At 73.6% G+C, this 24,206-nt stretch carries 19 protein-coding genes and 1 pseudogene; 10 read left to right on the top strand and 10 right to left on the bottom strand.

Annotated elements, in window-relative coordinates; all coding sequences use genetic code 11:
• The first annotated feature begins 78 nt into the window (after positions 1–78).
• Both NPS70_RS16900 and NPS70_RS16905 read left to right on the top strand, forming a co-directional pair.
• Entirely contained in the window at positions 79–1,920 is a 1,842-nt protein-coding gene (locus tag NPS70_RS16900) for an ABC transporter ATP-binding protein (protein ID WP_256525096.1), read from the top strand.
• Positions 1,917–3,698, top strand: a complete 1,782-nt coding sequence (locus NPS70_RS16905; RefSeq protein ID WP_256525097.1) for an ABC transporter ATP-binding protein — start codon at positions 1,917–1,919, stop codon at positions 3,696–3,698. Before NPS70_RS16900 ends, NPS70_RS16905 begins: the two co-directional genes overlap by 4 nt.
• 41 nt (positions 3,699–3,739) lie before the next feature.
• Here NPS70_RS16905 and NPS70_RS16910 read toward each other — a convergent pair whose 3' ends face one another.
• Positions 3,740–4,531, bottom strand: coding sequence for a metal-dependent hydrolase (locus tag NPS70_RS16910; protein WP_256525099.1), 792 nt, complete (start codon positions 4,529–4,531; stop codon positions 3,740–3,742).
• A gap of 124 nt (positions 4,532–4,655) precedes the next feature.
• Between NPS70_RS16910 and NPS70_RS16915 the strand changes: the two genes are divergently transcribed.
• Positions 4,656–7,169 carry a DEAD/DEAH box helicase gene (locus NPS70_RS16915; RefSeq protein ID WP_256525100.1) on the top strand — a complete coding sequence of 838 codons (2,514 nt, stop codon included), beginning with the start codon at positions 4,656–4,658 and terminating at the stop codon, positions 7,167–7,169.
• 118 nt (positions 7,170–7,287) lie between these two features.
• On the opposite strand, the gene NPS70_RS16920 is transcribed toward NPS70_RS16915, so the two are convergent.
• From NPS70_RS16920 to NPS70_RS16940, 4 genes are read right to left on the bottom strand one after another with little or no spacing between them, the layout of a single operon-like run.
• Positions 7,288–10,656: an SAV_2336 N-terminal domain-related protein gene (locus tag NPS70_RS16920; protein ID WP_256525101.1), complete on the bottom strand. Its 3,369-nt coding sequence runs from the start codon at positions 10,654–10,656 to the stop codon at positions 7,288–7,290.
• Between the two features lie 2 nt (positions 10,657–10,658).
• The gene (locus NPS70_RS16925; RefSeq protein ID WP_256525102.1) at positions 10,659–11,615 is read right to left on the bottom strand and encodes a MoxR family ATPase; all 957 of its coding nucleotides are present in this window, start codon (positions 11,613–11,615) and stop codon (positions 10,659–10,661) included.
• Positions 11,612–13,774: a trypsin-like peptidase domain-containing protein gene (locus NPS70_RS28720; protein ID WP_308315021.1), complete on the bottom strand. Its 2,163-nt coding sequence runs from the start codon at positions 13,772–13,774 to the stop codon at positions 11,612–11,614. The genes NPS70_RS16925 and NPS70_RS28720 overlap by 4 nt, the downstream gene beginning before the upstream one ends.
• 3 nt (positions 13,775–13,777) lie before the next feature.
• Positions 13,778–14,176 carry a CU044_2847 family protein gene (locus NPS70_RS16940; RefSeq protein ID WP_256525103.1) on the bottom strand — a complete coding sequence of 133 codons (399 nt, stop codon included), beginning with the start codon at positions 14,174–14,176 and terminating at the stop codon, positions 13,778–13,780.
• A 121-nt stretch (positions 14,177–14,297) separates the two neighbouring features.
• On the opposite strand from NPS70_RS16940, the gene NPS70_RS16945 reads away from it, so the two are divergent.
• On the top strand, positions 14,298–14,783 hold the full coding sequence (locus tag NPS70_RS16945; RefSeq protein WP_256525104.1) for a glutathione peroxidase: 486 nt from the start codon (positions 14,298–14,300) through the stop codon (positions 14,781–14,783).
• Between the two features lie 73 nt (positions 14,784–14,856).
• Here the strand turns inward: NPS70_RS16945 and NPS70_RS16950 are convergent, their stop codons facing one another.
• Positions 14,857–16,083, bottom strand: a complete 1,227-nt coding sequence (locus tag NPS70_RS16950) for an acyl-CoA dehydrogenase family protein (RefSeq protein ID WP_256525105.1) — start codon at positions 16,081–16,083, stop codon at positions 14,857–14,859.
• A 163-nt stretch (positions 16,084–16,246) separates the two neighbouring features.
• Between NPS70_RS16950 and NPS70_RS16955 the strand changes: the two genes are divergently transcribed.
• Complete coding sequence (locus NPS70_RS16955) at positions 16,247–16,897, top strand: TetR family transcriptional regulator (protein WP_256525106.1); 651 nt, start codon at positions 16,247–16,249, stop codon at positions 16,895–16,897.
• A gap of 62 nt (positions 16,898–16,959) precedes the next feature.
• Here NPS70_RS16955 and def read toward each other — a convergent pair whose 3' ends face one another.
• On the bottom strand, positions 16,960–17,535 hold the full coding sequence (def, locus tag NPS70_RS16960; RefSeq protein WP_256525107.1) for a peptide deformylase: 576 nt from the start codon (positions 17,533–17,535) through the stop codon (positions 16,960–16,962).
• Between the two features lie 116 nt (positions 17,536–17,651).
• On the opposite strand from def, the gene NPS70_RS16965 reads away from it, so the two are divergent.
• From NPS70_RS16965 to NPS70_RS16985, 5 genes are all read left to right on the top strand, one after another.
• On the top strand, positions 17,652–18,887 hold the full coding sequence (locus tag NPS70_RS16965) for a MurT ligase domain-containing protein (protein WP_256525108.1): 1,236 nt from the start codon (positions 17,652–17,654) through the stop codon (positions 18,885–18,887).
• 31 nt (positions 18,888–18,918) lie between these two features.
• Entirely contained in the window at positions 18,919–19,647 is a 729-nt protein-coding gene (locus NPS70_RS16970; RefSeq protein WP_256525109.1) for a type 1 glutamine amidotransferase, read from the top strand.
• Between the two features lie 186 nt (positions 19,648–19,833).
• Complete coding sequence (locus tag NPS70_RS16975; RefSeq protein WP_256525110.1) at positions 19,834–20,859, top strand: 6-phosphofructokinase; 1,026 nt, start codon at positions 19,834–19,836, stop codon at positions 20,857–20,859.
• 115 nt (positions 20,860–20,974) lie between these two features.
• A complete protein-coding gene (locus NPS70_RS16980; RefSeq protein WP_256525111.1) occupies positions 20,975–21,934 on the top strand; it encodes a cytochrome c oxidase assembly protein in 960 nt (319 codons plus the stop codon).
• 111 nt (positions 21,935–22,045) lie between these two features.
• On the top strand, positions 22,046–22,210 hold the full coding sequence (locus NPS70_RS16985; protein ID WP_256525112.1) for a hypothetical protein: 165 nt from the start codon (positions 22,046–22,048) through the stop codon (positions 22,208–22,210).
• A 93-nt stretch (positions 22,211–22,303) separates the two neighbouring features.
• Here the strand turns inward: NPS70_RS16985 and NPS70_RS16990 are convergent, their stop codons facing one another.
• The 3 genes and pseudogenes from NPS70_RS16990 to NPS70_RS17000 all read right to left on the bottom strand — a co-directional run.
• Positions 22,304–22,765: an SSI family serine proteinase inhibitor gene (locus NPS70_RS16990; protein ID WP_256525113.1), complete on the bottom strand. Its 462-nt coding sequence runs from the start codon at positions 22,763–22,765 to the stop codon at positions 22,304–22,306.
• A 293-nt stretch (positions 22,766–23,058) separates the two neighbouring features.
• Positions 23,059–23,778 (bottom strand): class F sortase, encoded by a 720-nt coding sequence (locus NPS70_RS16995; RefSeq protein ID WP_256525114.1) that lies wholly within the window; start codon positions 23,776–23,778, stop codon positions 23,059–23,061.
• 138 nt (positions 23,779–23,916) lie between these two features.
• A pseudogene (locus NPS70_RS17000) lies at positions 23,917–24,206 on the bottom strand (hypothetical protein); the annotation flags it as partial.

Here is a 24,206-nt window from a genome sequence, read left to right on the forward strand (position 1 = left end):
GGAGAAAAACCCGTTGCCCGTGCGCCCGGGCCCGGGGAACCTTGCACGGCCCCCTCCAGCTCCGAGCCCTGGGACGTCATGCAGATCCGCGACCTTCCGTATCCCGATCCGGGCGATCCGGACGCCCGCTCGGGGACCCGGTTCCTGCTGTGGCTCGGCCGCCGTCAACTCGGGGGCCAGCTGAGGGCCCTGGGCTGGGGCATGCTCCACTTCGCGTCGGTGGTGGCCCTGTCCTACGGCGTCGGCCGCGCGGTGCAGGCCGTCGCCGACGGCTCGGGCCGGGGCCTGGCGTCCGCCGGCGGTCTGCTGGCCCTCGCGGCCGCGGGCATCGCGCTCGGCGACACCATGCTGCACCGCACGGCCGTCACCAACTGGATCACCGCCGCGGCCCGCACCCAGCAGCTGCTGGCCCGGCGGACCGCGGCGCTGGGGTCGGCGCTGACCCGCCGGGTCGCCGCGGGCGAGGTGGTGGCGGTGTCCACCGGCGACGTGGAGAAGATCGGCTGGTTCGTGGAGGCGGTCTCGCGCTTCCTGGCGGCCGCGCTCACGGTGGTGCTGGTGTGCGCGGCGCTCCTGGTGCACCAGCCCGAACTCGGCATCCTGGTGTCGGTGGGGGTCCCGGTACTGGCACTCGGGGTGCTGCCCCTGCTGCCGCGGGCCACCCGGCTCGCCGACGTCCAGCGCGAGAAGGCGGGACGGGCCACCGAGCTGGCGGCCGACACCGTCGCCGGACTGCGGGTGCTGCGCGGCATCGGCGGCGAGGAGCTCTTCCTCGGCCGCTATCGCGAGGCCTCGCAGGAGGTGCGCCGTGCCGCCGTCCGCAGCGCCCGGACGTGGTCGCTGATCTCGGCGCTCCAGGTGCTCCTCCCGGGGGTCCTCTCGATCTGCGTCGTCTGGTACGGCATCGCCCTGGTCGGCGAGGGCCGCATCGGGGTGGGGCAGTTGGTCACCGTGTACAGCGCCGTGATGCTGCTGGGCTACCCGCTGCGGCATTTCGAGGAGATCGCCATGGCGTACTCCTTCTCCCGGCCCTCGGCCGCGCGCGCGGCCCGGGTGCTCCGTATGGAGCGTTCCCCCGCTCCGGGCGCGGTCGCGGCCGTACCCGGCGAAGGCCCGGGCGCGCCCGGGGCCGCCGCCCCGTCCGGAGACCTGTACGACCCCTCCACCGGCCTGCTCGCCCCGGCCGGGGTGCTGACCGCCGTGGTCTGCGGGGACCCCGACGCGGCGGGCCGGCTGGCGGAGCGGCTCGGCGGCCATCCGCCGGACGCGGCGGGCCTGCCGTCGGTACTGCTCGGCGGGGTGCCGCTGGAGGGGCTGCCGCTGGAGGCGGCCCGGGCCGCGGTGCTCGTCCAGGACAAGGACCCGGTGCTGCTGTCCGGCACGCTGACCGAGCTGCTGGACGTCCCGGCTTCCGGCAGGGTCGACCCGGCGGCCGCGCTCGACGCGGCGCAGTGCGCGGACGTCCTCGACGCCCTGGCCCAGGCCGCTCCGGACGGTGACCCGGCCGCCGCCCAGGTCACCGAGCGGGGCCGCTCGCTCTCCGGCGGGCAGCGCCAGCGCCTCGCCCTGGCCCGCTCGCTCGTGGCCGACCCCGGGGTACTGGTGCTCGACGAGCCGACGTCGGCCGTCGACGCGCACACCGAGGCCCGCATCGCGCGCGGGGTCGGCGCCCTGCGTGCGGGCCGGACCACGGTCGTCCTCACCTCCTCGCCGCTGTTGCTGGACGCCGCGGAGCGGGTCGTTCTGGTGCGGGACGGCCGGGTCGCGGCGGTGGGCGGCCACCGGGAGCTGATGGCCGGGGAGCCCGGCTACCGGGCCGTGGTGTCCCGGCGCCCCGAGGAGGACGGCCCCCGCCCCGTGCGGGGCGGCGCACCCGGCGGCCCCGAACGCAGCCCCACCGACATCGAGGAGACGGCATGATCGGCCTCGCGCCCCCGGACCACGACCCGGACGCGCCGCGCGTCGCGGCGACGCTCCCGGTGGGCTCCCCGGCGACCGTGCGCAGCTACGTGCGCGAGCTGCTGGGGCGTCATCGCACCGCGTTCGCGGCGCTCGTCGGCGCGAACGCGGTCGCGGTGATCGCGTCCATGGTGGGGCCGTGGCTGCTGGGCGGGCTGGTGCAGCGGGCGGCCGAGGGCGCGCCGGAGCCGAGTGCGGGGCGCACCGCGGTGCTGTTCGTGTCGGCGCTCGCGGTGCAGGCGGTGTTCGTGCGGATGACGCGGCTGCGCGCCGCGGTGCTCGGCGAGCGGATGCTGGCCGACCTGCGGGAGGACTTCCTGGTGCGGTCGGTGAGGCTGCCGCCGGGCGTCCTGGAGCGGGCCGGCACCGGTGACCTGCTGTCCCGGATCACCACGGACGTCGACCGGCTCGCGAACGCGATGCGGGAGGCCGTCCCGCAGCTGGCCATCGGCGTGCTGTGGATCGCACTGCTGCTGGGCGGACTCGCGGTCACCGCCCCGCCGCTGGCGCCGGCGGTGCTGCTCGCCGTCCCGCTGCTGGTGGCGGGGTGCCGCTGGTACTTCCGGCGGGCGCCGTCCGCGTACCGGTCGGAGGCCGCCGGGTACGCGGCGGTCGCGGCCGCGCTGGCGGAGACGGTCGACGCGGGGCGGACCGTGGAGGCCCACCGGCTGGGGCGGCGGCGGGTGGCGCTGTCGGACCGGCGGATCGGCGAGTGGACGGCCTGGGAGCGGTACACCCTCTCGCTGCGCTCGGTGCTCTTCCCCGTCGTCAGTCTCACCCATGCGACGGTGCTCGCCTCGGTGCTCATGGTGGGCGGGGTGTTCGTCCTCCAGGGGTGGATCGGGATCGGGCAGCTGACGACCTCGGCCCTGCTGGCGCAGATGATGGTCGATCCGGTCAACCTGGTTCTGCGCTGGTACGACGAGCTCCAGGTGGCGCAGGTGTCGCTGGGGCGGCTGGTCGGCGTGCGGGAGATCGAGCCGGACGCGGGGGACGGCCGGCTGCGGCCCGAGGGCCGTGAGGTCCGCGCCCGGGAGGTCCGCTTCGGCTACCGGGAGGGCGTCGACGTGCTGCACCGGGTGTCGATGGAGGTCGCGCCCGGCACGCGGCTGGCGCTGGTGGGTCCGTCGGGCGCGGGCAAGTCCACGCTGGGGAGGCTGCTCGCGGGGATCTACGCGCCGCGGGCGGGCACCGTGACGCTGGGCGCCGCCGAGCTGGCGCGCATGCCCGCGGAGCGGGTCCGCGCGCATGTGGCGCTGGTCAACCAGGAGCACCACGTGTTCGTGGGTGCGCTGCGCGACAACCTGCGGCTCGCCCGGCCGGACGCCGAGGACGCCGCGCTGTGGGCGGCGCTCGGAGCGGTGGACGCGCAGGGGTGGGCCTCGGCGCTCCCCAAGGGCCTCGACACGGAGGTGGGATCCGGGGGCACGGTGCTGACGCCCGCCCAGGCCCAGCAGATCGCGCTGGCGCGCCTGGTGCTGGCCGACCCGCACACGCTGGTCCTGGACGAGGCGACCTCGCTGCTCGACCCGCGGGCGGCGCGCCGGCTGGAGCACTCGCTGTCGCGGGTGCTGGACGGGCGGACGGTCGTGGCGATCGCCCACCGGCTCCACACGGCGCACGACGCGGACGTGATCGCGGTGGTCGAGGACGGGCGGATCAGCGAGCTGGGCAGCCATGCGGAGCTGGTCGCGGCGGACGGTGCGTACGCGGCGCTCTGGCGCTCCTGGCACGGCTGAGCGGCCGGTGCCCGGCCGGGGGGCGGGGCACCGGGGCGGGGTCAGAAGACGTTGAGCGCCACGGCCCCGCCCACGCCCCCGAGCACCATGAAGGCGGGCATGAGGACCTTCAGCTCCACCCAGCTGCCCGCGCGGAAGCGCATCGCCTTGGGCGGGCCGATCGGGTACCAGCGCTTGCGCCCCACCGGGATGGGCCACAGGATCGGGCAGCCGGAGACCGTCAGCGCGTCGCCCAGGTCGTGGACGAGCGCGCCCAGGACGATGGGCAGCCCCAGCCACAGGTACTCCTGCCCGGGGGCGGAGAACAGCCAGTCGGAGCCGTTGCCGGGCTTGTCCAGCACCCCGGCCAGGATCCAGGCGCTGGTGGCGCCGAGCAGCCAGACCAGGACGTCGCTGGAGACCCGTGCGGCGCGCCACAGCAGCCCCTCGACGGCCAGCACCATGTGCACGAAGAGGATGGCGAGCACCGCCCAGCGCCCGCCCGCGGCGGCCAGCACCGCCGCGCCGCCGCCGACGAGCACGGCCCACAGCCAGGTGTGGGTGAGCGTGCGGTGGCCGCCGGTGCGCCGCGAGTCCCCGGGTTTCCGGGTCGCCTTGTAGACCGCGTAGGAGAGCTTGTCGACGACCTCGCACAGCGTGCGGGAGACCGGCCCGAAGGCCCGGGAGATCGTGGCGGCCTTGTGGTCCAGGTCGGGGGCGAGGGCGGCGCCCGCGCAGATCAGGGCTCCGACAACGAGCACCGGCCAGGGCATGGGGTGGCCGGCCACCGCGGCCGCGGCTCCCACCCCCAGCCATGCCGCCGCCCCGGAAAGTGAGTGCGCCGGTCCCATCATGTGCGTGTACCCCGCCCCATCGCTGTTGTGCTCGACCCGAGTTGAGGAGGCAGCGTACCTGCCGTGATCTTCGGGAGCGACGGCCGGTTCCCTCATCGGGGCGGAAGGCAGGCAAGATGGGTGCGTGACCCTCATCGATCAGCTGCCGCCCGACGCCGACCCCGACGCCCTCTACGAGGCCTTCTCCACCTGGGCCGAGGACCAGGGCATCACGCTCTATCCGGCTCAGGAGGAGGCGCTGATCGAGGTGGTCTCGGGGGCGAACGTCGTCCTGTCGACCCCCACCGGTTCCGGGAAGAGCCTGGTCGCCGCGGGTGCGCACTTCGCGGCGCTGGCCCGTGACGAGGTCACCTTCTACACGGCGCCGATCAAGGCCCTGGTGTCGGAGAAGTTCTTCGACCTGTGCAAGCTGTTCGGCACCGAGAACGTGGGCATGCTGACGGGCGACGCCTCCGTCAACGCGGACGCCCCGGTGATCTGCTGCACCGCCGAGGTGCTGGCGTCGATCGCCCTGCGCGACGGCAGGGACGCCGACGTCGGCCAGGTGGTGATGGACGAGTTCCACTTCTATGCGGAGCAGGACCGGGGCTGGGCGTGGCAGATCCCGCTGCTGGAGCTCCCCCAGGCGCAGTTCGTGCTGATGTCGGCGACGCTCGGCGACGTGTCGATGTTCGAGAAGGACCTCACGCGGCGCACCGGCCGGGAGACGGCCGTGGTGCGCTCGGCCACCCGTCCGGTCCCGCTGTCCTACGAGTACCGCACCACGCCGATCACCGAGACGCTGACCGAGCTGCTGGAGACGAAGCAGGCCCCGGTCTACATCGTGCACTTCACCCAGGCGCAGGCGGTGGAGCGTGCGCAGTCGCTGATGAGCATCAACATGTGCACGCGGGAGGAGAAGGACCGGATCGCCGAACTGATCGGCAACTTCCGCTTCACCACCAAGTTCGGGCGCAACCTCTCCCGCTACGTGCGGCACGGCATCGGGGTGCACCACGCGGGGATGCTCCCCAAGTACCGGCGGCTGGTGGAGAAGCTGGCGCAGGCCGGTCTGCTGAAGGTCATCTGCGGCACGGACACCCTGGGCGTCGGGGTGAACGTGCCCATCCGCACGGTGCTGTTCACGGCGCTGACCAAGTACGACGGCAACCGGGTGCGGGTGCTGCGCTCCCGGGAGTTCCACCAGATCGCGGGCCGGGCGGGGCGGGCCGGGTTCGACACGGCCGGCTTCGTGGTGGCGCAGGCGCCCGAGCACGTCATCGAGAACGAGAAGGCGCTCGCCAAGGCCGGCGACGACCCGAAGAAGAAGCGGAAGGTGGTCCGCAAGAAGGCCCCGGAGGGTTTCGTCGCCTGGTCGCAGAACTCCTTCGAGAAGCTGATCGCCTCCGATCCCGAGCCGCTGACCTCGCGGTTCAAGGTCACCCACGCGATGCTGCTGTCGGTGATCGCCCGCCCGGGGAACGCCTTCGAGGCGATGCGCAGGCTGCTGGAGGACAACCACGAGCCGCGCCGGCAGCAGCTGCGGCACATCCGGCGGGCCATCGCGATCTACCGCTCGCTGCTGGACGGCGGGATCGTGGAGCGGCTGGACACGCCCGACGCCCAGGGGCGCATCGTGCGGCTGACGGTCGACTTCCAGCAGGACTTCGCCCTCAACCAGGCGCTGTCCACCTTCGCGCTGGCCGCGTTCGACCTGCTCGACCCGGAGTCGCCCTCGTACGCGCTGGACATGGTGTCCGTGGTGGAGTCGACGCTGGACGACCCGCGGCAGATCCTGGCGGCGCAGCAGAACAAGGCGCGCGGCGAGGCGGTCGGGGCGATGAAGGCCGAGGGGGTGGAGTACGAGGAGCGCATGGAGCGCCTGCAGGACATCTCCTACCCGAAGCCGCTGGACGAGCTGCTGTGGCACGCCTACGACACCTACCGGCGCTCGCACCCCTGGGTGGGCGACCATCCGGTGTCGCCGAAGTCCGTGATCCGGGACATGTACGAACGGGCGCTGTCGTTCACGGAGTTCACCTCCTTCTACGAGCTGGCCCGCACCGAGGGCATCGTGCTGCGCTACCTGGCGAGCGCGTACAAGGCGCTGGACCACACGATCCCGGACGACCTGAAGTCGGAGGACCTCCAGGACCTGATCGCCTGGCTGGGCGAGATGGTGCGCCAGGTCGACTCCAGCCTGCTGGACGAGTGGGAGCAGCTGGCGAATCCGGAGGTGGAGACGGCCGAGGAGGCCCAGGAGAAGGCCGACCAGGTCCGGCCGGTCACGGCGAACGCCCGGGCCTTCAGGGTGCTGGTCCGCAACGCCCTGTTCCGCAGGGTGGAGCTGGCGGCGCTGGACCAGGTGGCCGAACTGGGCTCCATGGACGCCGAGTCCGGCTGGGACGAGGACGCGTGGGCGGGGGCGATGGACGCGTACTGGGAGGAGTACGAGGACCTCGGCACCGGCCCCGACGCCCGGGGGCCGAAGCTGCTGTCGATCGAGGAGGACCCCGCGCACGGCCTGTGGCGGGTGCGCCAGACCTTCGCCGACCCGGAGGGCGACCACGACTGGGGCATCAGCGCGGAGGTGGACCTGGCGGCCTCGGACGAGGAGGGCCGGGCCGTGGTGCGGGTCACCTCCGTCGGGCAGCTCTGAGCGGCCGTGCCCGCGGTCCGGAGGAGCCGGCGGGCCTCCCCCGGGCCGGGGGGAGGCCCGCCGGCTCCGGTTGCGCGTCGGCGTCGGGCGGGGGCACCGGCGGTCACACCGGGTGGGATCAGTCCCTGTCCGGGTCCGGGGGGTCCACCAGGGCTGCGGCGAGGGCCGTGTAGGCGTCTGCCGTCCCGGGGCGGAGCCGGCCCAGGGCAGGGTCGGGAGCCGAGGTGAGGACGTGGTCGAACGGGACGAGCACGGGTCTTTGCCGCCGGTCGAGCAGCCGGACCTCGACGGCTCCGTCCGACAGCGGGTGCTGCCCGCCGCCGAGCCGTGTGACGATCACCAGCGCGTCGGCCGCAAGCCGCGGGTAGCCCGCCTCGTCGATCTGGGCGAGGCGGGCGGCGGCCGCCTCCAGCGATTCCTCGGTCGCGCTGCAGCAGACCAGCACGCGGTCCGTCAACTCCAGAACCGTGTCCGCCGTGCGGTCGATGCGCGGAGGTGCCCAGTCGGTGAGGATCACCGGGTAGTACCGGTCCGCGGTCGCCATGACGCGGCGGTACTCCTCCGTGTAGGCGGGGCTCGGCACCGTGTGGGTCGGGCTGTGGGCCAGTACCTGAAGTCCGTGCGGCGTCTCGCTGGTCAGGCGGGTGAAGGCGTCGTAGGAGCTGCCGCCGGGCAGGGCGGCGGCCTCCCTGAGGGTGGCGCGGTTGCGGTGCGCGAGTCGTCTGCTGAGCTCACCGCGCGCGGGCGCCCCGTCCAGGGCCAGCACGGGTTCGTCGCGCACCGAGGCGAGGACCGATCCCAGCACCATGGTGGTGGTCGTCCGGCCGGCCAGGGGGTGCGCCCCCACGAGGGTGACGTGGCGGCTGTGGGTGAGCGGTGTCCTGATCCTGTCCAGTCGTTCCGCATGCTCGGTCCGCGAGGCTCCCCATCGTGCCGAGCGGCGGCCGATGCGCGGTGCCGAACGCCGCTGCGGCCGTGCGGGGCCGGGAACCAGCGCGGACCGGTTCCCGGAGGCGGCCTCGACGGTCCGCGACGGCCCCGAGCCGCGCACGGCGGGGCCGGCCAGGGCGGAGGCGATCGACACGTAGCGTGCCAGTACCGCGGCGACCTCACTCGCGGAGGGCCGCCGGCCGGGGTCGTGGTCGACGCACCGGAGGACGAGTTCCCTGAGGGGGGCCCATGTGTCGCCCTGCCAGAGCTCCATGCCGTCCCGGAGGTAGTACGTGGAGCGGTTTCCCTTGCTGCCGATCGCCCGGAGGAGCTCCCCGAGCGCCTGGATGCTGGACGCCTCGGTGGGCGGAGGGCCTTCGCCGGTGTACTCGCCGTCGACGGAGCAGTCCAGGAGGCCCGTGAGCATGACCGAGCGGTCGAGAACGACGATCGATTCGGGTGACAGGTCGGCGGGGTGCAGGCCCTGCAGGTGGCACAGGCTCACGGCCCCTGCCAGATGCCAGGCGAGCGTGATGCTGGTGAGCACGTCGAGCGGCGGCCGCGCACCGGCCGAGGAGAAGGGAAGCACGTCGGCGAGGCGTACGAGTCCCGCCCGGCGCCGTTTCGGACCCGCGGCGAGCTCGCTCGCCGTCCAGGCCGGATGGCCCGACAGGTCGTGCCCCAGGAGCCTCGGAGCGTAGCGGCCGTCCATGCGCTCCAGGGCCTCGGCCTCCGTGGCGAGAAGCCGAACGAGAGAGGTGGGCATGTCGGGCCGGACGACTCGTACGGCGGCCTCGCCGCCGGCGCCGTCCTTGCCGAGGTAGACGACGGTGCGCCGCCCCACCCGGCGCTTCGTGAGCCGGTAGGGACCGATGCGCGCGGGGTCGCGCGGGGTGAGGGGCGCCCACGTTCCCACCGGCGTGCGCTCGTCGTGTGCGGTCTCCTCCGGCAGTGGCACGGCCGGTCTGAGCGAGACGCCGAGCCGGGCGAGCAGACGGCGCTCGACCACACTGAAGGACCGGAACGCCTCCGGGATGTCGTCACCGCCGTCGGGGTGGACGAGCCATGCGGGGAAGTCCGGGGAGTGTCCCGCGAGTTGCTCCAGGCGTCGGCCGATGTTGCGTCCCGTGCGGAGGAGTTCGTCACTCGGAACGGCGTCGAGCAGCGCTCCCTTCACCTCCTCCGGAAAGTCGAACACCTGGTGCTGGGGCGGCAGGGGACCCGGCACCGGCGCCGGATGGAGGCGCAGCATGCCGCCGAGGAAGACCTCTGCCAGGTGCGCGGTCCCCGCGGGCCACGGCACCGCCGCCAGAACCAGGCGCATCACCGGAACCGAGACGGGCGAGACGGCGGCGACATGGGCGGCGAGGCGGTAGGCCTCCGGGGTCGCGGCGTCGCGGAACTGCTGCAGTCGGCGTGCCGGCGGGGCGCCCGGGGTCCCGCCGCGAGGTCTGGTGAGCAGCGGCAGTTCGAGAGTGGTCCCCGGGGATCCGACGAGGTCGGCCCAGTCCCGGAGGGAGCGGGCCGTCGGTTCGAGCACGGGGACGGGGATCCCGGTGAAGTCCGCGACACCGGGCGGCAGCACCCGGTCCGTCACCGTCCAGGACGCGCCTGCGCTTCCCCTGCGGCGCGTGGTGACCTGCCAGCGGTCGGCCTGGATTCCGGAGCCCTCCCAGAGAGAGGCCGGGAGGGCGTGCACGATCGAGACCGGCCCGCTGGCGGACCAGGTCCGCAGCACGTCGTGCATGGCGCCCGTGCGCCACGCGGTGCCCATGCCGTCGCTGACCACGAGGATGAGGGTCTGACCGGAGGGATCGGTGAGTACCGACGGCGACATCGTCGTGGAGCAGGGGTCGAACGGCTGTCCACGCAGAGTGGGGGAGGCTCGGCGGCTGTCCAGACCGTGGACGCGGACCGAGCGGAAGGCCCCGAGCCTCTGCACCAGGGTGCGCAGCTCGGCGACGAGCCGGTGCCAGAGCAGCATCGACAGACCGTCGTCGACGAGCAGGACGAGGTGAAGCCACCGTTCACGTGCGGGGCGGGTGACGACGTCCGGCAGTCCCGTTTCGGCGAGCGCGGCCGCGGTGGCGGCCTCGTCGACCTCGTGGCGCCGCACGCTGGGGCGCCGCTGCTTCAGCGGGCGCAGCGCGCGGCCGATGAGCAGTTCGTCGCGGAGTGCCTTGTCCTCGGGAACACGCAGGGGCAGGGCGCGCTTCTCCCTCGCACGGTCGCCCATGACGCCCACCGTGTCGGGCCGGGGCGGAGCCGAGCGCTGCGCGGCCGCATGCAGTTCGGGGCTGTCCTCGGCGACGGGCAGGTCACCGAGGGGATCGGTGTGTCCGGCCGGCGCGTCGGGCACGGGGCTGCGGACCTCGGGCACCGGGCGTGGCGCGGGCCCCGGACCGGGATCCGGTCCGTCCTGCCGCAGGCGCCCGCCGGGCGGGAGCCTTCCGGCGAGCCACAGGACGTCGAGCAGTTCCTGGGGATCGAGCTCCCGGCCGGCTCCGCGCAGGACCCGCAGGACCTCACGGAGCCGGTCGTCCAGCGTGTCGTGCACCCTCACACGCTGCCCGTCAGCTGGTGCAGGACGGCGTCGAGCAGGCCGTCGGCGTCCAGGTCCACGCCTCCGGTCCGGAGGAAGACGGCGTTCAGCAGCTGGTCCGTGGCCAGCTCCCCGGGGGCGCGCCTGCGCAGGAAGGCATGAAGGAGGTCGTCGACGTCCGCGAGTGCCTCGTCACCGAGGTGTGCGGCCACGATCTCCCGCAGCCGCTCCTCGTCGGGGACGGGCAGCTCAAGGCGAATGCACCGGCGGAGGAAGGCAGGCGGGAAGTCGCGTTCGCCGTTGCTGGTGATGACCACGACCGGGAACTCGGTGCACTGGACACGGCCTCGCTCCACCGGCACCGTGTCGTCCCCGTCGGCGGTGAGCACGTGCACCACCGCGGATTCCTCAGGAAGCCGGATGAGTTCCGGAATCTCGAACACGCCCTCCTCGAAGACGGTCAGCAGGTCGTTGGGCAGGTCGACGTCGCCCTTGTCCATCTCGTCCACGAGGAGCGCACGCGGCACACCGCGCGGCACGAGGGCGGTTCCCAGCGGGCCGAGTCTGACGAACTCGCCGATGGACGGCTCGTCGCCGCCCCGGTCGCGGGTGAGGGTCGTCTCCCGCAGACGCCCGATGGCGTCGTACTGGTAGAGCGCGTCCTGTACCCCGGAGCGGCTGTTCACCGGCCACCGCAGCAGCGGCCCCAGGTCGAGTTCGTGGGCGACGGCGCGGGCGAGCGAGGACTTCCCCGTCCCGGCGGGCCCGGTGACCAGCAGCGGCCGACGCAGGTGCAGGGCGGCGTTCACGACGTCGGTGTGACGGGGGGAGATCAGGTAGGGCAGAGGGGCGGCGGGCCGGTCGGGCGCGGGCGGGCGGAAGCGGCGCCACGGCGGGGCGGGGGGCATGGCGACCGTGCGGCGGACCCCGTCGCCTCGGAAGATGCGCCAGTCTGCTCGGGGCGTTGCGGTCATGGGCTCTCCTGCGGCTCGGACAGATGCAGCTGCGGTACCGGCCGATCGGCGTCGGCCCAGGCCAGCACGGGCCGCCCGGGGTAGTCGCCGGGCCGGTGGACGGTCTTGGCCCGGTAGGACCGGACTCCTTCGGGTAGTTCGCGGGTGGTCACGGCGGCCATGTGGTCGACTGCGTGGGACTCGTCGCCGCGGTCCCACACCACGACGGGGACGCCGACGGCAAGGCACACCTCGACGATTCCGTCCCTCAGGTGCTCGGCGGCGTCCACGGCCACCCGCACGGCGTCCTGGTGGTCCATGAGGGTTCCGTAGATCTGCCGCGGTCCCACCGCAGCGCCCGAGAAGCGCAGGGAGGCCCCCGTGTCCAGCTGCCGCCACCGCCTGCGCCATTCGGGAAGGAACCGCTCGTTGCGACGGAGGAGTTCCGGGCAGTTGACCACGAGCGGGTACTCCGCACCCAGCACTCCGGGGACGACGTCGTCCGGACCCCAGCTCTCCCATTCGTCGATGGGAAGGTTCAGCCCGCTCCGGTCGACGACGGCCTCCACCAGCGGGCGCCGTTCTTCCGACGACAGGCGGGGGAACGACTCCAGGACGTGCAGCAGGGCGCGGGCAGCCTCGCCGCCGGTGTGGTCGCGGTCCGTCTCCGTGGTCACCTGGCGGGGCCCTGTCCCCTCGTCGCACCAGATGCGCAGCCGGTAGCGGTCCGGCGACCCGCCGCGCGTGATGTGGACGAGCAGCCGGGGAGGGCCGCCGGCGGCGGCAAGGGTCCCTGCCCACTCGTCAGCGTCGAAACGCCGCTCGGCGAGGGCCGATCGCGGGATGCCGAGCCGCTGGGCGACGCCGTCGCACCACAGCCGGAGCACTGCCCTGCGGTCCTCGGGGCAGAGCACGGCGAGGTACTCCATCACACGCAGCAGTCCCGGGACCCGGGTGGACGCGCCCTGCGCACGGCTGTCGCCGGAGAGCCGTTCGAGTCCGTCGACGACCTCGGCAACGGCGGCGGGGCCGGACGGCTCCACGGGGTAGTCGGCTGCCAGCGGCAGGGCCGCCCGGGCCGCCTCCGGCAGTCGTGCGCCCACGGAGCCCGGCAGCTGGCCCAGGATCTCGACCAGCCTGCCGTGCTCCCGCGACGACAGCAGCCGCGGCACCGGGGACATGCGGCCGATCGCAAGCAGCTGCTGGACGGCGGAGGGGTCCTTCAACCGCAGGACCTCCGTCAGCGCGGGCAGGGCACGCGGCTCGGTGACGAGAAGGCGGGCGAACTCCTCAGGGGTCGGGGCGGACCCGTCGTCGGGGTGGCGCAGGAGGCACCGCGCGGCAACGAGCCGTCCGAGGTCTCCGCGCAGTGCCGCGGAGGGGACGATGCCGTGGATGGTCTCCGCGAACAGGGCGAACGCCGGATCGTCGGGCGGGGCCTCGTCATCGACCAGTCCCACCGCGCCCACGGATGCCAGCTCCCGGCGTATCCGCTGCCAGGGGATGGCCCAGCTCCTGCGCGCCACGTGCTGGGAGCTGTACGGCAGCGGCTGTCCGGTGACGGGGTCGTACGGGGGCATCGTGTGCGCGGCCACGAGCCCGACGACCTCGTCCCCCAGCACCGACCACAGCGCCCCACCGCTGAAGGCGGGACCGATGGACATGCCGGTCGGCTCGCCGTCCACGTACCCGACGGACGCGTCGCACGTCTTGACCCGGACGTCGGCGAAGGAGCCCGGTCTTCCGCTGCTGCTCCAGGCCCTCAGGTTCTGGCCCGGCCGCATCGGCGCCCAGCGGGCCCGGGGCATGCGTCCTTCGGACTCCGTGGGGAAGGCGAGCACCGCGAGGTCGCCGTGCCACACCCGGTCCTCTCGTTCACGCACCGGCAGCGTCCCGTCGAGGCGGCGGGGCGGGATCCAGTGCGTGACCTCGGCCGCGGCCTCACGCGTCCCCTCCCGGCCCCGGTAGTCGATGCGCAGCGTTGCCTCGCCCGGCGGGGCGGGCGCGAACACGGGTCGGCCGAGTGCGTCGTTGACCACGTGGGCGCACGTCAGCACGGTTCCGGGAGCGACGAGCACACCCGCGCCGGCGGTCACGGGCTCGCCCACCCGTCGCACCGCCACCGCGAGGCGGCCGTCGTCATCGGCTTCCGGTCCGGCGCCGCCGAGGAACCACCCCACGTCTCAGTCCGTGCGGGGCTGCGGGTGCCACGTCGCGGACACTTCGATGTGGGCCTGGCCACTGCCACCGATGATGCCCAGCTTGAGGTCCTGGCCGACCTGGACGCCGAAGGAGACGTTGATCTCCTGCGGAGGGCTCGGTGACGCCGTCACCGCGTCGTGCACCTCCTGGAGCACCGCGCCGAGTGGCCGAAGCGCGCGCCTGAGGGAGTCGATCGCGAACGACGGGCTTCCGTCACCGCGCGCCACGGGCACGGTCGGCCCCATGCCGTCGGGGTCGTGGCCCCCCGGTGGTGCGGAGGGCGGAGCCGCGGTCGGCGCGTGGGCGGCGTCCGTCCCGGGAGTGAGGACGAAGCGGACGGCCGTTCCGTCCGCGAGCTGCACTTCACTGTATGTGGACACACCAGTATTCTGCCGATCAAGTCCCGTCGGACTCAGCAGTTACAGGAATTCGAACAGCCTCGCTCCCGCCGGGACGGCCGGGAACAGGATGAGTCCGTACCGACCGCACCGAGGAGTCCCCATGTCCCTGTTCGACATCCCGCTGCGCACCCTGGCGGGTGAGCCCACCACACTCGCCGAGCACTCCGGGCGGGCGGTGCTCGTGGTGAACGTCGCCTCCCGCTGCGGGCTGACGCCCCAGTACGAGGGGCTGGAGCGGCTCCAGAAGACGTACGCCGGGCGCGGGTTCACGGTGCTCGGGGTGCCGTGCAACCAGTTCGCCGGGCAGGAGCCGGGCAGTGCGCGGGAGATCGCCGAGTTCTGCTCGGCGACGTACGGGGTGAGCTTCCCGCTGCTGGAGAAGGCGGAGGTGAACGGCGCCGGCCGGCATCCGCTGTTCGCGGAGCTGACCGCCGTGCAGGACGCGGAGGGCGAGGCGGGCGACGTGCAGTGGAACTTCGAGAAGTTCCTCGTCGCGCCGTCGGGCCGGGTGACGCGCTTCCGCCCGCGCACCGAACCGGAGGCGCCCGAGGTCGTTGCGGCGATCGAGGCGCTGCTGGCGGCCTGAGCCTCCGGAGGCGGCGGGCCCGCGGCTCCCCCTGGGGGGAGCCGCGGGCCCGCCGCCTCCGGTGTCCGGGAGGTCAGCGGATGGGCATGCCCGACAGGGTGCGGGCGATGACCAGGCGCTGGATCTCGCTGGTCCCCTCGAAGATCGTGTAGATGGCCGCGTCCCGGTGCATCCGCTCCACCGGGTACTCCCGGGTGTAGCCGTTGCCGCCGAGGATCTGGATGGCCTGCGCGGTGACCTTCTTGGCCGTCTCGCTGGCGAAGAGCTTGGACATGGAGCCCTCGGCCGCCGTGAACGGCTTGCCTGCGGTGGCCATCCAGGAGGCGCGCCACACCAGGAGGCGGGCCGCGTCGATCTGCGTGCGCATGTCCGCGAGCTGGAAGGCGACGCCCTGGTTGTCGATGACCGGGCGGCCGAACTGCTCGCGGGTCATGGCGTACTCCAGGGCCTCCTCGTAGGCGGCGCGGGCGGTGCCCACGGCCATGGCACCGACGGCGGGGCGGGACGCCTCGAACGTGGCCATGGCGGCGTTCCTGACCCGCTCTCCCCCGGCCCCGGCCCGCTCGCGGGCGCGGGCCAGGCGCTCGTCGAGCTTCTCCTTGCCGCCGAGCAGGCAGGTCCCGGGGACGCGGACGTCCTCCAGGACCACCTCGGCGGTGTGGGAGGCGCGGATGCCGTGCTTGCGGAACTTCTGCCCCTGGGAGAGCCCGGGGGTGCGCGGGGGCACGATGAAGGAGGCGTGGCCCTTGGAGCCGAGGTCGGGGTCGACGACGGCGACGACGACGTGGACGTTGGCGATTCCGCCGTTGGTGGCCCAGGTCTTGGTGCCGTTGAGCACCCATTCGTCCCTGGCCTCGTCGTAGACGGCGCGGGTGCGCATGGCGGAGACGTCGCTTCCGGCGTCGGGCTCGGAGGAGCAGAAGGCGGCGACCTTGACGTCGTCGGTGTCGCCGTACATCTGCGGGATCCAGGTGCCGATCTGCTCCTCGGTGCCGTTGGCGATGACGCCGACCGCGGCGAGGCCGGTGCCGACGATGGACAGGGCGATGCCCGCGTCGCCCCAGAAGAGCTCCTCCATCGTCATCGGGATGCCGAGGCCGGTGGGGTCGAAGAACTGCTGGGCGTAGAAGTCCAGGGAGTAGATGCCCAGCTTGGCGGCCTCCTGGATGACGGGCCAGGGCGTCTCCTCGCGCTCGTCCCACTCCGCGGCCGCCGGGCGCATGACGTTCCTGGCGAAACCGTTCAGCCAGTCGCGGACCTGCTTCTGGTCCTCGTTGAGATCGAGCGTGAACTCGGCCATGACCCCTCCAGCACTACGGCGCCCCAACCAGCGCGTTACTTGCGGTAACGAGAGTCTGTTACCGATCAGTAGGGACTGTCAACCGAGCCGGTCGGATGATCGGTTCGAACACACGGGTGCTACTTTGCGCGTCACGCATTCGCAAGGGCGGGGAGAGACATCCATGGCGACGACGCATCACCAGCGGTCGGGCGAGGAGCGGCGGCGCGAACTGCTGGAGGCGGCGGAGCGGGTGGTGCTGCGGGACGGGCCGGGCGCCTCGATGAACGCCATAGCCGCCGAGGCCGGGATCACCAAGCCCATCCTCTACCGCCACTTCGGGGACAAGGGCGGTCTCTACCGGGCGCTGGCCAAGCGCCACACCGACGCCTTGCTGCGCGCCCTGCAGATCGCCGTGGACACGCCCGGCGACCGCCGCCGCCAGGTCGCGGGCACGCTGGACACCTACCTCGCGGCCATCGAGGCCCGCCCCCAGGTCTACCGCTTCCTGATGCACCCGGCCGACGACGGGGCCGTCGGGGGTGCCGAGCAGGGCTTCGACGTGGGGCGCCACTCCGCGCCCCTGCTGCGGCGCCTCGGCGAGGAACTGGGCAAGGTCGTCGCCGACCGGGTGGACCTCGGCCCGCGGGGCGACCTGGCCGCCCGGGTGTGGGGCCACGGGATCGTCGGGATGATGCACGCGGCGGGCGACTGGTGGCTCGGCGAACGCCCCTGCGGGCGGGCCGAGTTGGTCGAGACCCTGACGGACCTGCTGTGCGGGCGCCTCTTCGAGGTGCCCGACCGCCCGGGCGGCCGCCCGGGAGCCGGCGGGTGACCCCGCGCGGTCGGGCGTTCCCGCCGGGCCGCACCGGGCGGGAACGCCCGCCCCGGACCGGGTCAGGACGCCGGGCCGGCCAGCCGCGCGTGCCGCTCGGGTGTGCCCCACGGCGCCCTGCGCACGCCCCGGGCCAGCCGTGCCCGGCGCCGGGAGGGGAGCCGGTCGGCGTACAGGAGGCCGTCGAGGTGGTCGCACTCGTGCTGGAGGCAGCGGGCGAAGAACCCGGTCCCCTCGATCCGCACCGGCGCACCGTCCGCGGTCACGCCCTCCACCACCGCCCGGTCGAACCGCTCGGTGGGCGCCTCCAGCCCGGGCAGCGACAGGCATCCCTCCGGCCCCCGGACCACGAATCCGTCGGCCTCGACCAGGCGCGGGTTCACCACATGGCCGAGATGGCGCAGGTCGTCGTCGTCGGGGCAGTCGTAGACGAAGACCCGCAGGGCCTCGCCCACCTGGTTGGCCGCGAGACCCACGCCCCGCGCCGCGTACATCGTCGCGAACATGTCCTCGACGAGGCGGGCGAGCGGCGCCCCGAAGTCGGTGACGGTCTCGCAGGGGGCGTGCAGCGCGGGCGCCCCGAGCAGGCTCATGGGCCTGACGAGTCCGGAACTGCCGGGGATCGGCCGGTTTCGCATGGCGACCAGCGTACGTTCCGGTGCGACCTCGCCGTTTCCCGGTGGTGCCGAGGTACTGGCCGCCGCGGAGAGGTCGATAGGCTGACTCCGGACCGACGCAAGGAGGATCAAGGACGATGTCAGGCAACTCGGAGCTGACGCCGCGTGCCAAGCTGGCCGTGACGGCGGGCAAGGCCGCGGCGGCGGTGTCCCGCGCCGCCGGACGCGGAAGCGGGTCGGTGATCGGCGGCCGGGTCGCGCTCAAGCTCGACCCCGACCTGCTGGGGCGGCTCGCGCAGCACCTGGACGTGGTCCTCGTGTCGGCGACGAACGGCAAGACCACCACCACGCGGCTGATCGCCGAGGCACTGCGCGCCGCGGGCCCCGTGGTGTCGAACGCCCTCGGCGCGAACATGCCCGCGGGCATCACCTCGGCGCTGTCCGGCGGCAGCGACGCCCGGTTCGGCGTGATCGAGGTGGACGAGAAGTACCTCGCCGGTGTGGCGAAGGACGTCACCCCCAAGGCGATCGCGCTGCTCAACCTCTCCCGCGACCAGCTCGACCGCGCCGCCGAGACGCGGATGCTGGCCGAGAAGTGGCGCGAGGGGCTGACCGGCACCAAGGCCGTCGTGATCGCCAACGCCGACGACCCGCTGGTGGTGTGGGCGGCGTCGTCCTCCCCCAATGTCGTCTGGGTGGCCGCGGGGCAGGAGTGGAAGGACGACGCCTGGTCGTGCCCCTCCTGCGGCGGTGTGATGCAGCGCCCGGGCGACGACTGGTTCTGCGGCGAGTGCGGCTTCCGGCGCCCCGCCCCGACCTGGGTGCTCAGCGGGGACCACGTCCTCGACCCGCACGGCAGCGCGTGGCCGATCCGGCTGCAGCTGCCGGGCCGCGCCAACCGGGCGAACGCCGCCACCTCGGCCGCGGTCGCCGCCGCCTTCGGCGTGCCGCCGCAGGTCGCCCTGGAGCGCATGTACCAGGTGCAGGCCGTGGCCGGCCGCTACGACGTGGTGGACTTCCTCGGCCGCGACGTGCGGCTGCTGCTCGCGAAGAACCCGGCCGGGTGGCTGGAGACCTTCTCCCTGATCGACCCGCCGCCGACGCCGGTGATCCTCTCGGTCAACGCGCGGGGGGCGGACGGTACCGACACCTCGTGGCTGTGGGACGTGGACTACACCCGGCTGGCCGGGCACCCCATCTTCGTCATCGGCGACCGCAGGCTGGACCTCGCCGTGCGCCTGGAGGTCGCGGGCCTGGACTTCCGGGTGTGCGAGACCGTGGACGAGGCCGTCCAGTCCGCGCCCCCCGGGCGCATCGAGCTGATCGCCAACTACACCGCCTTCCAGGACGTGCGCCGCCGGGTCGGCAACTGAGCAGCGGACCGGCGGAAAGGACTTGAGAGACATGAGTGACAGCAGCCTCCGTCTGGTGTGGGTCTACCCCGACCTGCTCAGCACCTACGGGGACCAGGGCAACGCCCTCGTCGTCGAGCGCCGCGCCCGCCAGCGCGGCCTGGACGTGATGCGGATCGACGTCCGCAGCGACCAGCCCGTCCCCACCTCCGGCGACATCTACCTGATCGGCGGGGGCGAGGACCGCCCGCAGCGCCTGGCGGCCGAGCGGCTGCGGCGCGACGGCGGCCTGAGCCGTGCGTCGTCCAACGGCGCGATCATCTTCTCGGTCTGCGCGGGCTACCAGATCCTCGGCCACGAGTTCATCAACGACCTCGGCGAGCGCGAGCCGGGGCTCGGGCTCCTCGACGTGGTCTCCACCCGCGGCGAGGGCGACCGGTGCGTGGGCGACGTCCTCGCGGACATCGACCCGCAGCTGGGCCTGCCCCAGCTGACCGGCTTCGAGAACCACCAGGGCATCACCCACCTCGGCCCGACGGCGCGCCCCTTCGCGCACACCGTCTTCGGCCGCGGCAACGGCACGGGGGACGGAACCGAGGGCGCGTACAACGGCACCGTCTTCGGCACCTACATGCACGGGCCGGTGATGGCGCGCAACCCGCAGATCGCGGACCTGCTCCTGAAGCTGGCCCTCGACGTGAACGCCCTGCCGCCGACCGACGACCGGTGGTACGAGGCGCTCCGGACGGAGCGGATCGCGGCCGCGACACAGCCCGCCTGACGCCCCCCACGCTCACCCGAGCGCCCATGTCGGCGGCCCTTCGCTCAGCTGAGCGAAGGGCCGCCGACATGGTCCCAGCAGGCGGACGCCCGTTTAGGAACGGGCCCCCGGCGCCGGTAGGGTGACAGGGATCCCACCGGACGACGTGGTCCGGGAGTCTGCCCACGTTGTAAAGGTTCTCGGGCTATGCGCATTGGTGTGCTCACCTCCGGCGGCGACTGCCCCGGTCTGAACGCCGTCATCCGCTCCGTCGTGCACCGTGCCGTCGTCGACCACGGCGACGAGGTCATCGGGTTCCACGACGGCTGGAAGGGCCTGCTGGAGTGCGACTACCGCAAGCTCGACCTGGACGCCGTCTCCGGCATCCTGGCCCGCGGCGGCACCATCCTGGGCTCCTCGCGCGTACAGCCCGCACACCTGGTCGACGGCGTGGAGCGCGCCAGAGGGCACGTGGCCGACCTGGGCCTGGACGCGATCATCCCGATCGGGGGCGAGGGCACCCTCAAGGCCGCCAACCTGCTGTCGGAGGCCGGGCTGCCGATCGTGGGCGTGCCAAAGACGATCGACAACGACATCGCCTCCACGGACGTGACCTTCGGCTTCGACACGGCGGTCGGCGTGGCCACCGAGGCCCTGGACCGCCTGAAGACCACGGCCGAGTCCCACCAGCGCGTGCTGATCGTGGAGGTCATGGGCCGGCACACCGGCTGGATCGCCCTCCACTCGGGCATGGCGGCCGGTGCGCACGCGATCGTCGTCCCGGAGCGCCCCTTCGACATAGAGGAGCTCACCGCCCGGGTCGGCAAGCGCTTCTCCCAGGGCAAGAAGTTCGCCATCGTGGTGGTCGCCGAGGGCGCGAAGCCGCGCGAGGGCAGCATGGCCTGGGACGAGGGCGGCAAGGACATCTACGGCCACGAGCGCTTCGCCGGCGTGGCCCGCCAGCTCTCCATCGAGCTGGAGCAGCGGCTGGGCAAGGAGGCCCGTCCGGTGATCCTCGGCCACGTACAGCGGGGCGGCACACCGACCGCGTACGACCGCGTGCTCGCCACCCGCTTCGGCTGGCACGCCGTGGAGGCCGCCCACCGCGGGGAGTTCGGGATGCTGACCGCGCTGCGCGGGACCGACATCGCGATGGTGCCGCTGGCCGACGCCACCCGGACGCTCAAGACGGTCCCGGCCGACCGCTACGCCGAGGCCGAGTGCGTGCTCTGACCTCCCGCCCCGGCGCGTGACCTTCCGATGTGCCCCCGGCCGCCGCTGCGGCCGGGGGCACATCTAGTCTGGTCCGGACAACAGGCACGAATCGGCAGGTCCGGGGAGTACACAGATGGATCACAGCGGGCACGGCATGACCATGGATCTGCCGCCGTTCACGCTGGGACGGGGGCTGGAGCTCTCCCCGGAGCCCTTCTTCCTCGTGGGCTGCCTGGTGGCGCTCGGACTCTACGGGTGGGGCGTGGTGCGGCTGCGCCGCCGCGGTGACGCCTGGCCGGTGAGCCGCACGGTCATGTTCACCGTGGGCGTGCTGAGCGTGGCGCTGGTGATGTGCACCAGGCTCAACGACTACGGCATGGTCATGTTCAGCGTGCACATGGTGCAGCACATGGTGATCAGCATGCTGTCGCCGATCGTGCTGCTGCTCGGGGCTCCGATCACGCTGGCGCTGCGCGCGCTGCCGGTGGCCGGCCGCGGACGCTCGGGGCCCCGTGAGCTGCTGCTGAAGCTGCTGCACAGCCGCTACATCCGGGTGGTCACGCACCCTGCGTTCACGATCCCCCTCTTCATCGCCAGCCTCTACGGCCTCTACTTCACCCCGCTGTTCGACTTCCTGATGGGCTCCACGCTGGGCCACCTCGCGATGATGGTGCACTTCCTGGCCGTGGGCCTGGTCTTCTTCTGGCCGATCATGGGCGTGGACCCCGGTCCCCACCGGCCGGGGTACGTGATGCGGATGCTGGAGCTGTTCGCGGGCATGCCCTTCCACGCCTTCTTCGGCATCGCCCTGATGATGGCGTCCGAGCCGATGATCGGCACCTACAGCAGCCCGCCGGCCTCGCTGGGCATCGACGCGCTGGCCGACCAGAACGCGGCGGGCGGGATCGCCTGGGCGTTCAGCGAGATCCCGTCCGTGCTGGTGCTCATCGCACTCGTCTTCCAGTGGTACCGGTCGGAGCAGCGGGTGGCCAAGCGGCGGGACCGGGCGGCGGACCGGGACGGCGACAAGGAGCTGGAGGCGTACAACGCCTATCTCGCCTCGCTCCAGGCCCGGGGGAACCGGGCCGGGTAAGTCCGGGCGAGGGCCGCGCCCGCCGGGGCGCGGGCCGCCGGGCGGTGGCGCCGCGGCGGGGGCAGGGGCGACCATGGTCCCGACAGGCCCCGCCGTCGAAGGAGGGCGCAGATGTCCCGGATATCCGGTGCCAAGGCCATGGGAGTGCTCACCGTCGGGTCCCTGGTGGCCGTGACGGCCTACACGGCGGCGCTCGGCAGCAACGGCTGGCTCTGGTTCGGCTGGATCGTGCTGGGCCTGGTGACCCTCGGCGTGGTCACCTCGCGCAGCACCTGAGCAGGTCGAGCCCCCGCAGGGGGCGGTGGACGCCGCCCGGGGCCGGGAAGGGGCTGCCGGGGTGCTCGTCCGTGCGGCGGGCCGCAACCGCGGTCAGAACCGGAAGACCGGGCCCGTGGTGGCCGTCAGCTCGCACGCGTTGGCGAAGGTCCTGTGCCAGGCGGTGGGGTGCCCGTGCCAGGCCCCGGTCGCGCTGACGGTCACCGGGTCGTACTGCTTGGTGCAGGGCCGGGCGTCGCCCGGGAGGCGGTCCAGGTCCCCGTCCACCGCCTCCAGCTCGGCGCACGCCTCGGCCGCCTCCGGGTGGGGGCCGGTGGGCCGGGGGGCGCAGCGCAGCACGACGCCCCTGATCCAGGTGTTCTCGGCACCGGAGACGGTCAGGAACAGCCTCCGGGCCGGCGTCCGGTCCCCGGCGGCGTCCTCGGGAGCCGTGCCGGACGCGGTGGGCGTGTCCGAGGGGGGCACGGGGAGGGCCGCGGCGGGCGCCGCCGTCGCCGGGACGGCCGCCGCGAGGGCGAGCAGGGCAGCTGCGGCAAGGGCTCGGGTGCGGTGCATGCGCTACTCCTGGCGGGGAGGCCGGCCGTCGGACGGCGCGGGCTGTGCGGGGGCGAGGCACAGCGGACCGCCGGGGCCGGGTGCCCCGCAAGGCGCCGCGCCGACGGGTACCGCCGAGGGGCGCCGGGGTTGGCCCGTACGGCTGCGCACCGGCACGGTCCCCGGCGGCGGGGGCGGCCCGCGCGCGGACGGACGGCGGAACGGGGCGTGCCCTTGCCCGGTCCGCGGACCGGGCAAGGGCACGCCCCGTTCGGGAGGGGCGCCGGTGGGGGCCGCACGGGCGCCGTGGCGGGTTACGCCTTGGGCGTGGGCACAAGGTGGGCGAAGACGACCACGTTCTCGGTGTAGTCCTTGGCCTTCCGGTCGTACGCGCCCCCGCAGGTGATCAGACGCAGCTGTGCGTCGGGGGTGTCGGCGTAGACGCGCTCGTCGGGGAAGTCGTCCTTCCTGAAGTTCTCCACCTCGTCGACCACGAAGCGCGCGGTCGTCCCGTCGGCCCGGACGACGTCCACCGTGCTGCCCTTCTTCAGCATCCTCAGCTGGAGGAAGACGGCGGGGCCGGTGGTGGTGTCGACGTGTCCGGCGATGATCGACGTCCCGAGTTCACCCGGGGTCACACCGTCCTGGAACCAGCCCACCAGGTTGCGGTCGTCCGGGGGCGGCGCGTCCAGGGTGCCGTCCTTGCCGACGGACAGGCCCATGAACGGCGCGTCCACGGCGATGGCCGGGATCTTCAGCCGGGTCGGCTCGGAGCGGGGCAGGGACAGGGGCTTCTCGGCGGGCTTCTGCGCCGGGGACGCGGACGGTGCGGCGGAAGCGGTGGCGGAAGCGGTGGCGCTGGGCTTCGGCGCGGCCGCCGAGGCGGGCTTGGCGTCGTCGGGCGGACCGAAGGAGTTGTAGATCAGCAGGAGGCCGAGGAGGCAGGCGACGACCGGCCAGAGCAGGGCGCGCCCGAGCGAGCGGGTGACGGAGAAGGAAGGACGGGGGGGATCGGGGCGCTGCGGGGAGGCCATGCTGCGGACCTTTCACTGCCTGGAGGTGGTGCGTGCCGCCCGGGCCGGGGACCTGGGCCGGGCGGCCGGGTGGGGACGACCGGCGTCGCGGCCGCCGCCCGGCAGGGCGGCAGCCGCGACGCGGAGTGCGGGAAGGGGTCAGGCGGCGGCGGAGCCGGTCGCTCCACGACGGCGCATCACCATGGCGCCCGCGCCGAGACCGCCGAGCAGCAGGACCGCGCCCGCGGCCAGGCCGCCGCCGGACATGGCCGTGCCGCCGCCACCGGTGTGGACGCCGCCGCGGGGCTTGTCGTGCTTCCAGGACTTCTCCTCGTCGCCCTTCTCCCACTTCTTCTCGCCGGAGCCGTTGTCCTTGCTCCAGTCGTCGGCCGTGACCGCGGCGAGAGCACCGCCACCGGCGTGCACACCACCGTGCGGCTTCTTGTACT

The organism is Streptomyces sp. C10-9-1 (assembly GCF_024497955.1).
GTDB lineage: Bacteria > Actinomycetota > Actinomycetes > Streptomycetales > Streptomycetaceae > Streptomyces > Streptomyces sanyensis.

Excerpts from the sequence above, each read along its gene's own strand:
- def (WP_256525107.1), bottom strand. The coding sequence starts at position 17,535 with ATGCGAAACCGGCCGATCCCCGGCAGTTCCGGACTCGTCAGGCCCATG.
- NPS70_RS16965 (WP_256525108.1), top strand. The coding sequence starts at position 17,652 with ATGTCAGGCAACTCGGAGCTGACGCCGCGTGCCAAGCTGGCCGTGACG.
- NPS70_RS16905 (WP_256525097.1), top strand. The coding sequence starts at position 1,917 with ATGATCGGCCTCGCGCCCCCGGACCACGACCCGGACGCGCCGCGCGTC.
- NPS70_RS16910 (WP_256525099.1), bottom strand. The coding sequence starts at position 4,531 with ATGATGGGACCGGCGCACTCACTTTCCGGGGCGGCGGCATGGCTGGGG.
- NPS70_RS16980 (WP_256525111.1), top strand. The coding sequence starts at position 20,975 with ATGGATCACAGCGGGCACGGCATGACCATGGATCTGCCGCCGTTCACG.
- NPS70_RS16945 (WP_256525104.1), top strand. The coding sequence starts at position 14,298 with ATGTCCCTGTTCGACATCCCGCTGCGCACCCTGGCGGGTGAGCCCACC.
- NPS70_RS16990 (WP_256525113.1), bottom strand. The coding sequence starts at position 22,765 with ATGCACCGCACCCGAGCCCTTGCCGCAGCTGCCCTGCTCGCCCTCGCG.
- NPS70_RS16925 (WP_256525102.1), bottom strand. The coding sequence starts at position 11,615 with ATGACCGCAACGCCCCGAGCAGACTGGCGCATCTTCCGAGGCGACGGG.
- NPS70_RS16950 (WP_256525105.1), bottom strand. The coding sequence starts at position 16,083 with ATGGCCGAGTTCACGCTCGATCTCAACGAGGACCAGAAGCAGGTCCGC.
- NPS70_RS16975 (WP_256525110.1), top strand. The coding sequence starts at position 19,834 with ATGCGCATTGGTGTGCTCACCTCCGGCGGCGACTGCCCCGGTCTGAAC.
- NPS70_RS16900 (WP_256525096.1), top strand. The coding sequence starts at position 79 with ATGCAGATCCGCGACCTTCCGTATCCCGATCCGGGCGATCCGGACGCC.
- NPS70_RS16970 (WP_256525109.1), top strand. The coding sequence starts at position 18,919 with ATGAGTGACAGCAGCCTCCGTCTGGTGTGGGTCTACCCCGACCTGCTC.
- NPS70_RS16985 (WP_256525112.1), top strand. The coding sequence starts at position 22,046 with ATGTCCCGGATATCCGGTGCCAAGGCCATGGGAGTGCTCACCGTCGGG.
- NPS70_RS16995 (WP_256525114.1), bottom strand. The coding sequence starts at position 23,778 with ATGGCCTCCCCGCAGCGCCCCGATCCCCCCCGTCCTTCCTTCTCCGTC.
- NPS70_RS16955 (WP_256525106.1), top strand. The coding sequence starts at position 16,247 with ATGGCGACGACGCATCACCAGCGGTCGGGCGAGGAGCGGCGGCGCGAA.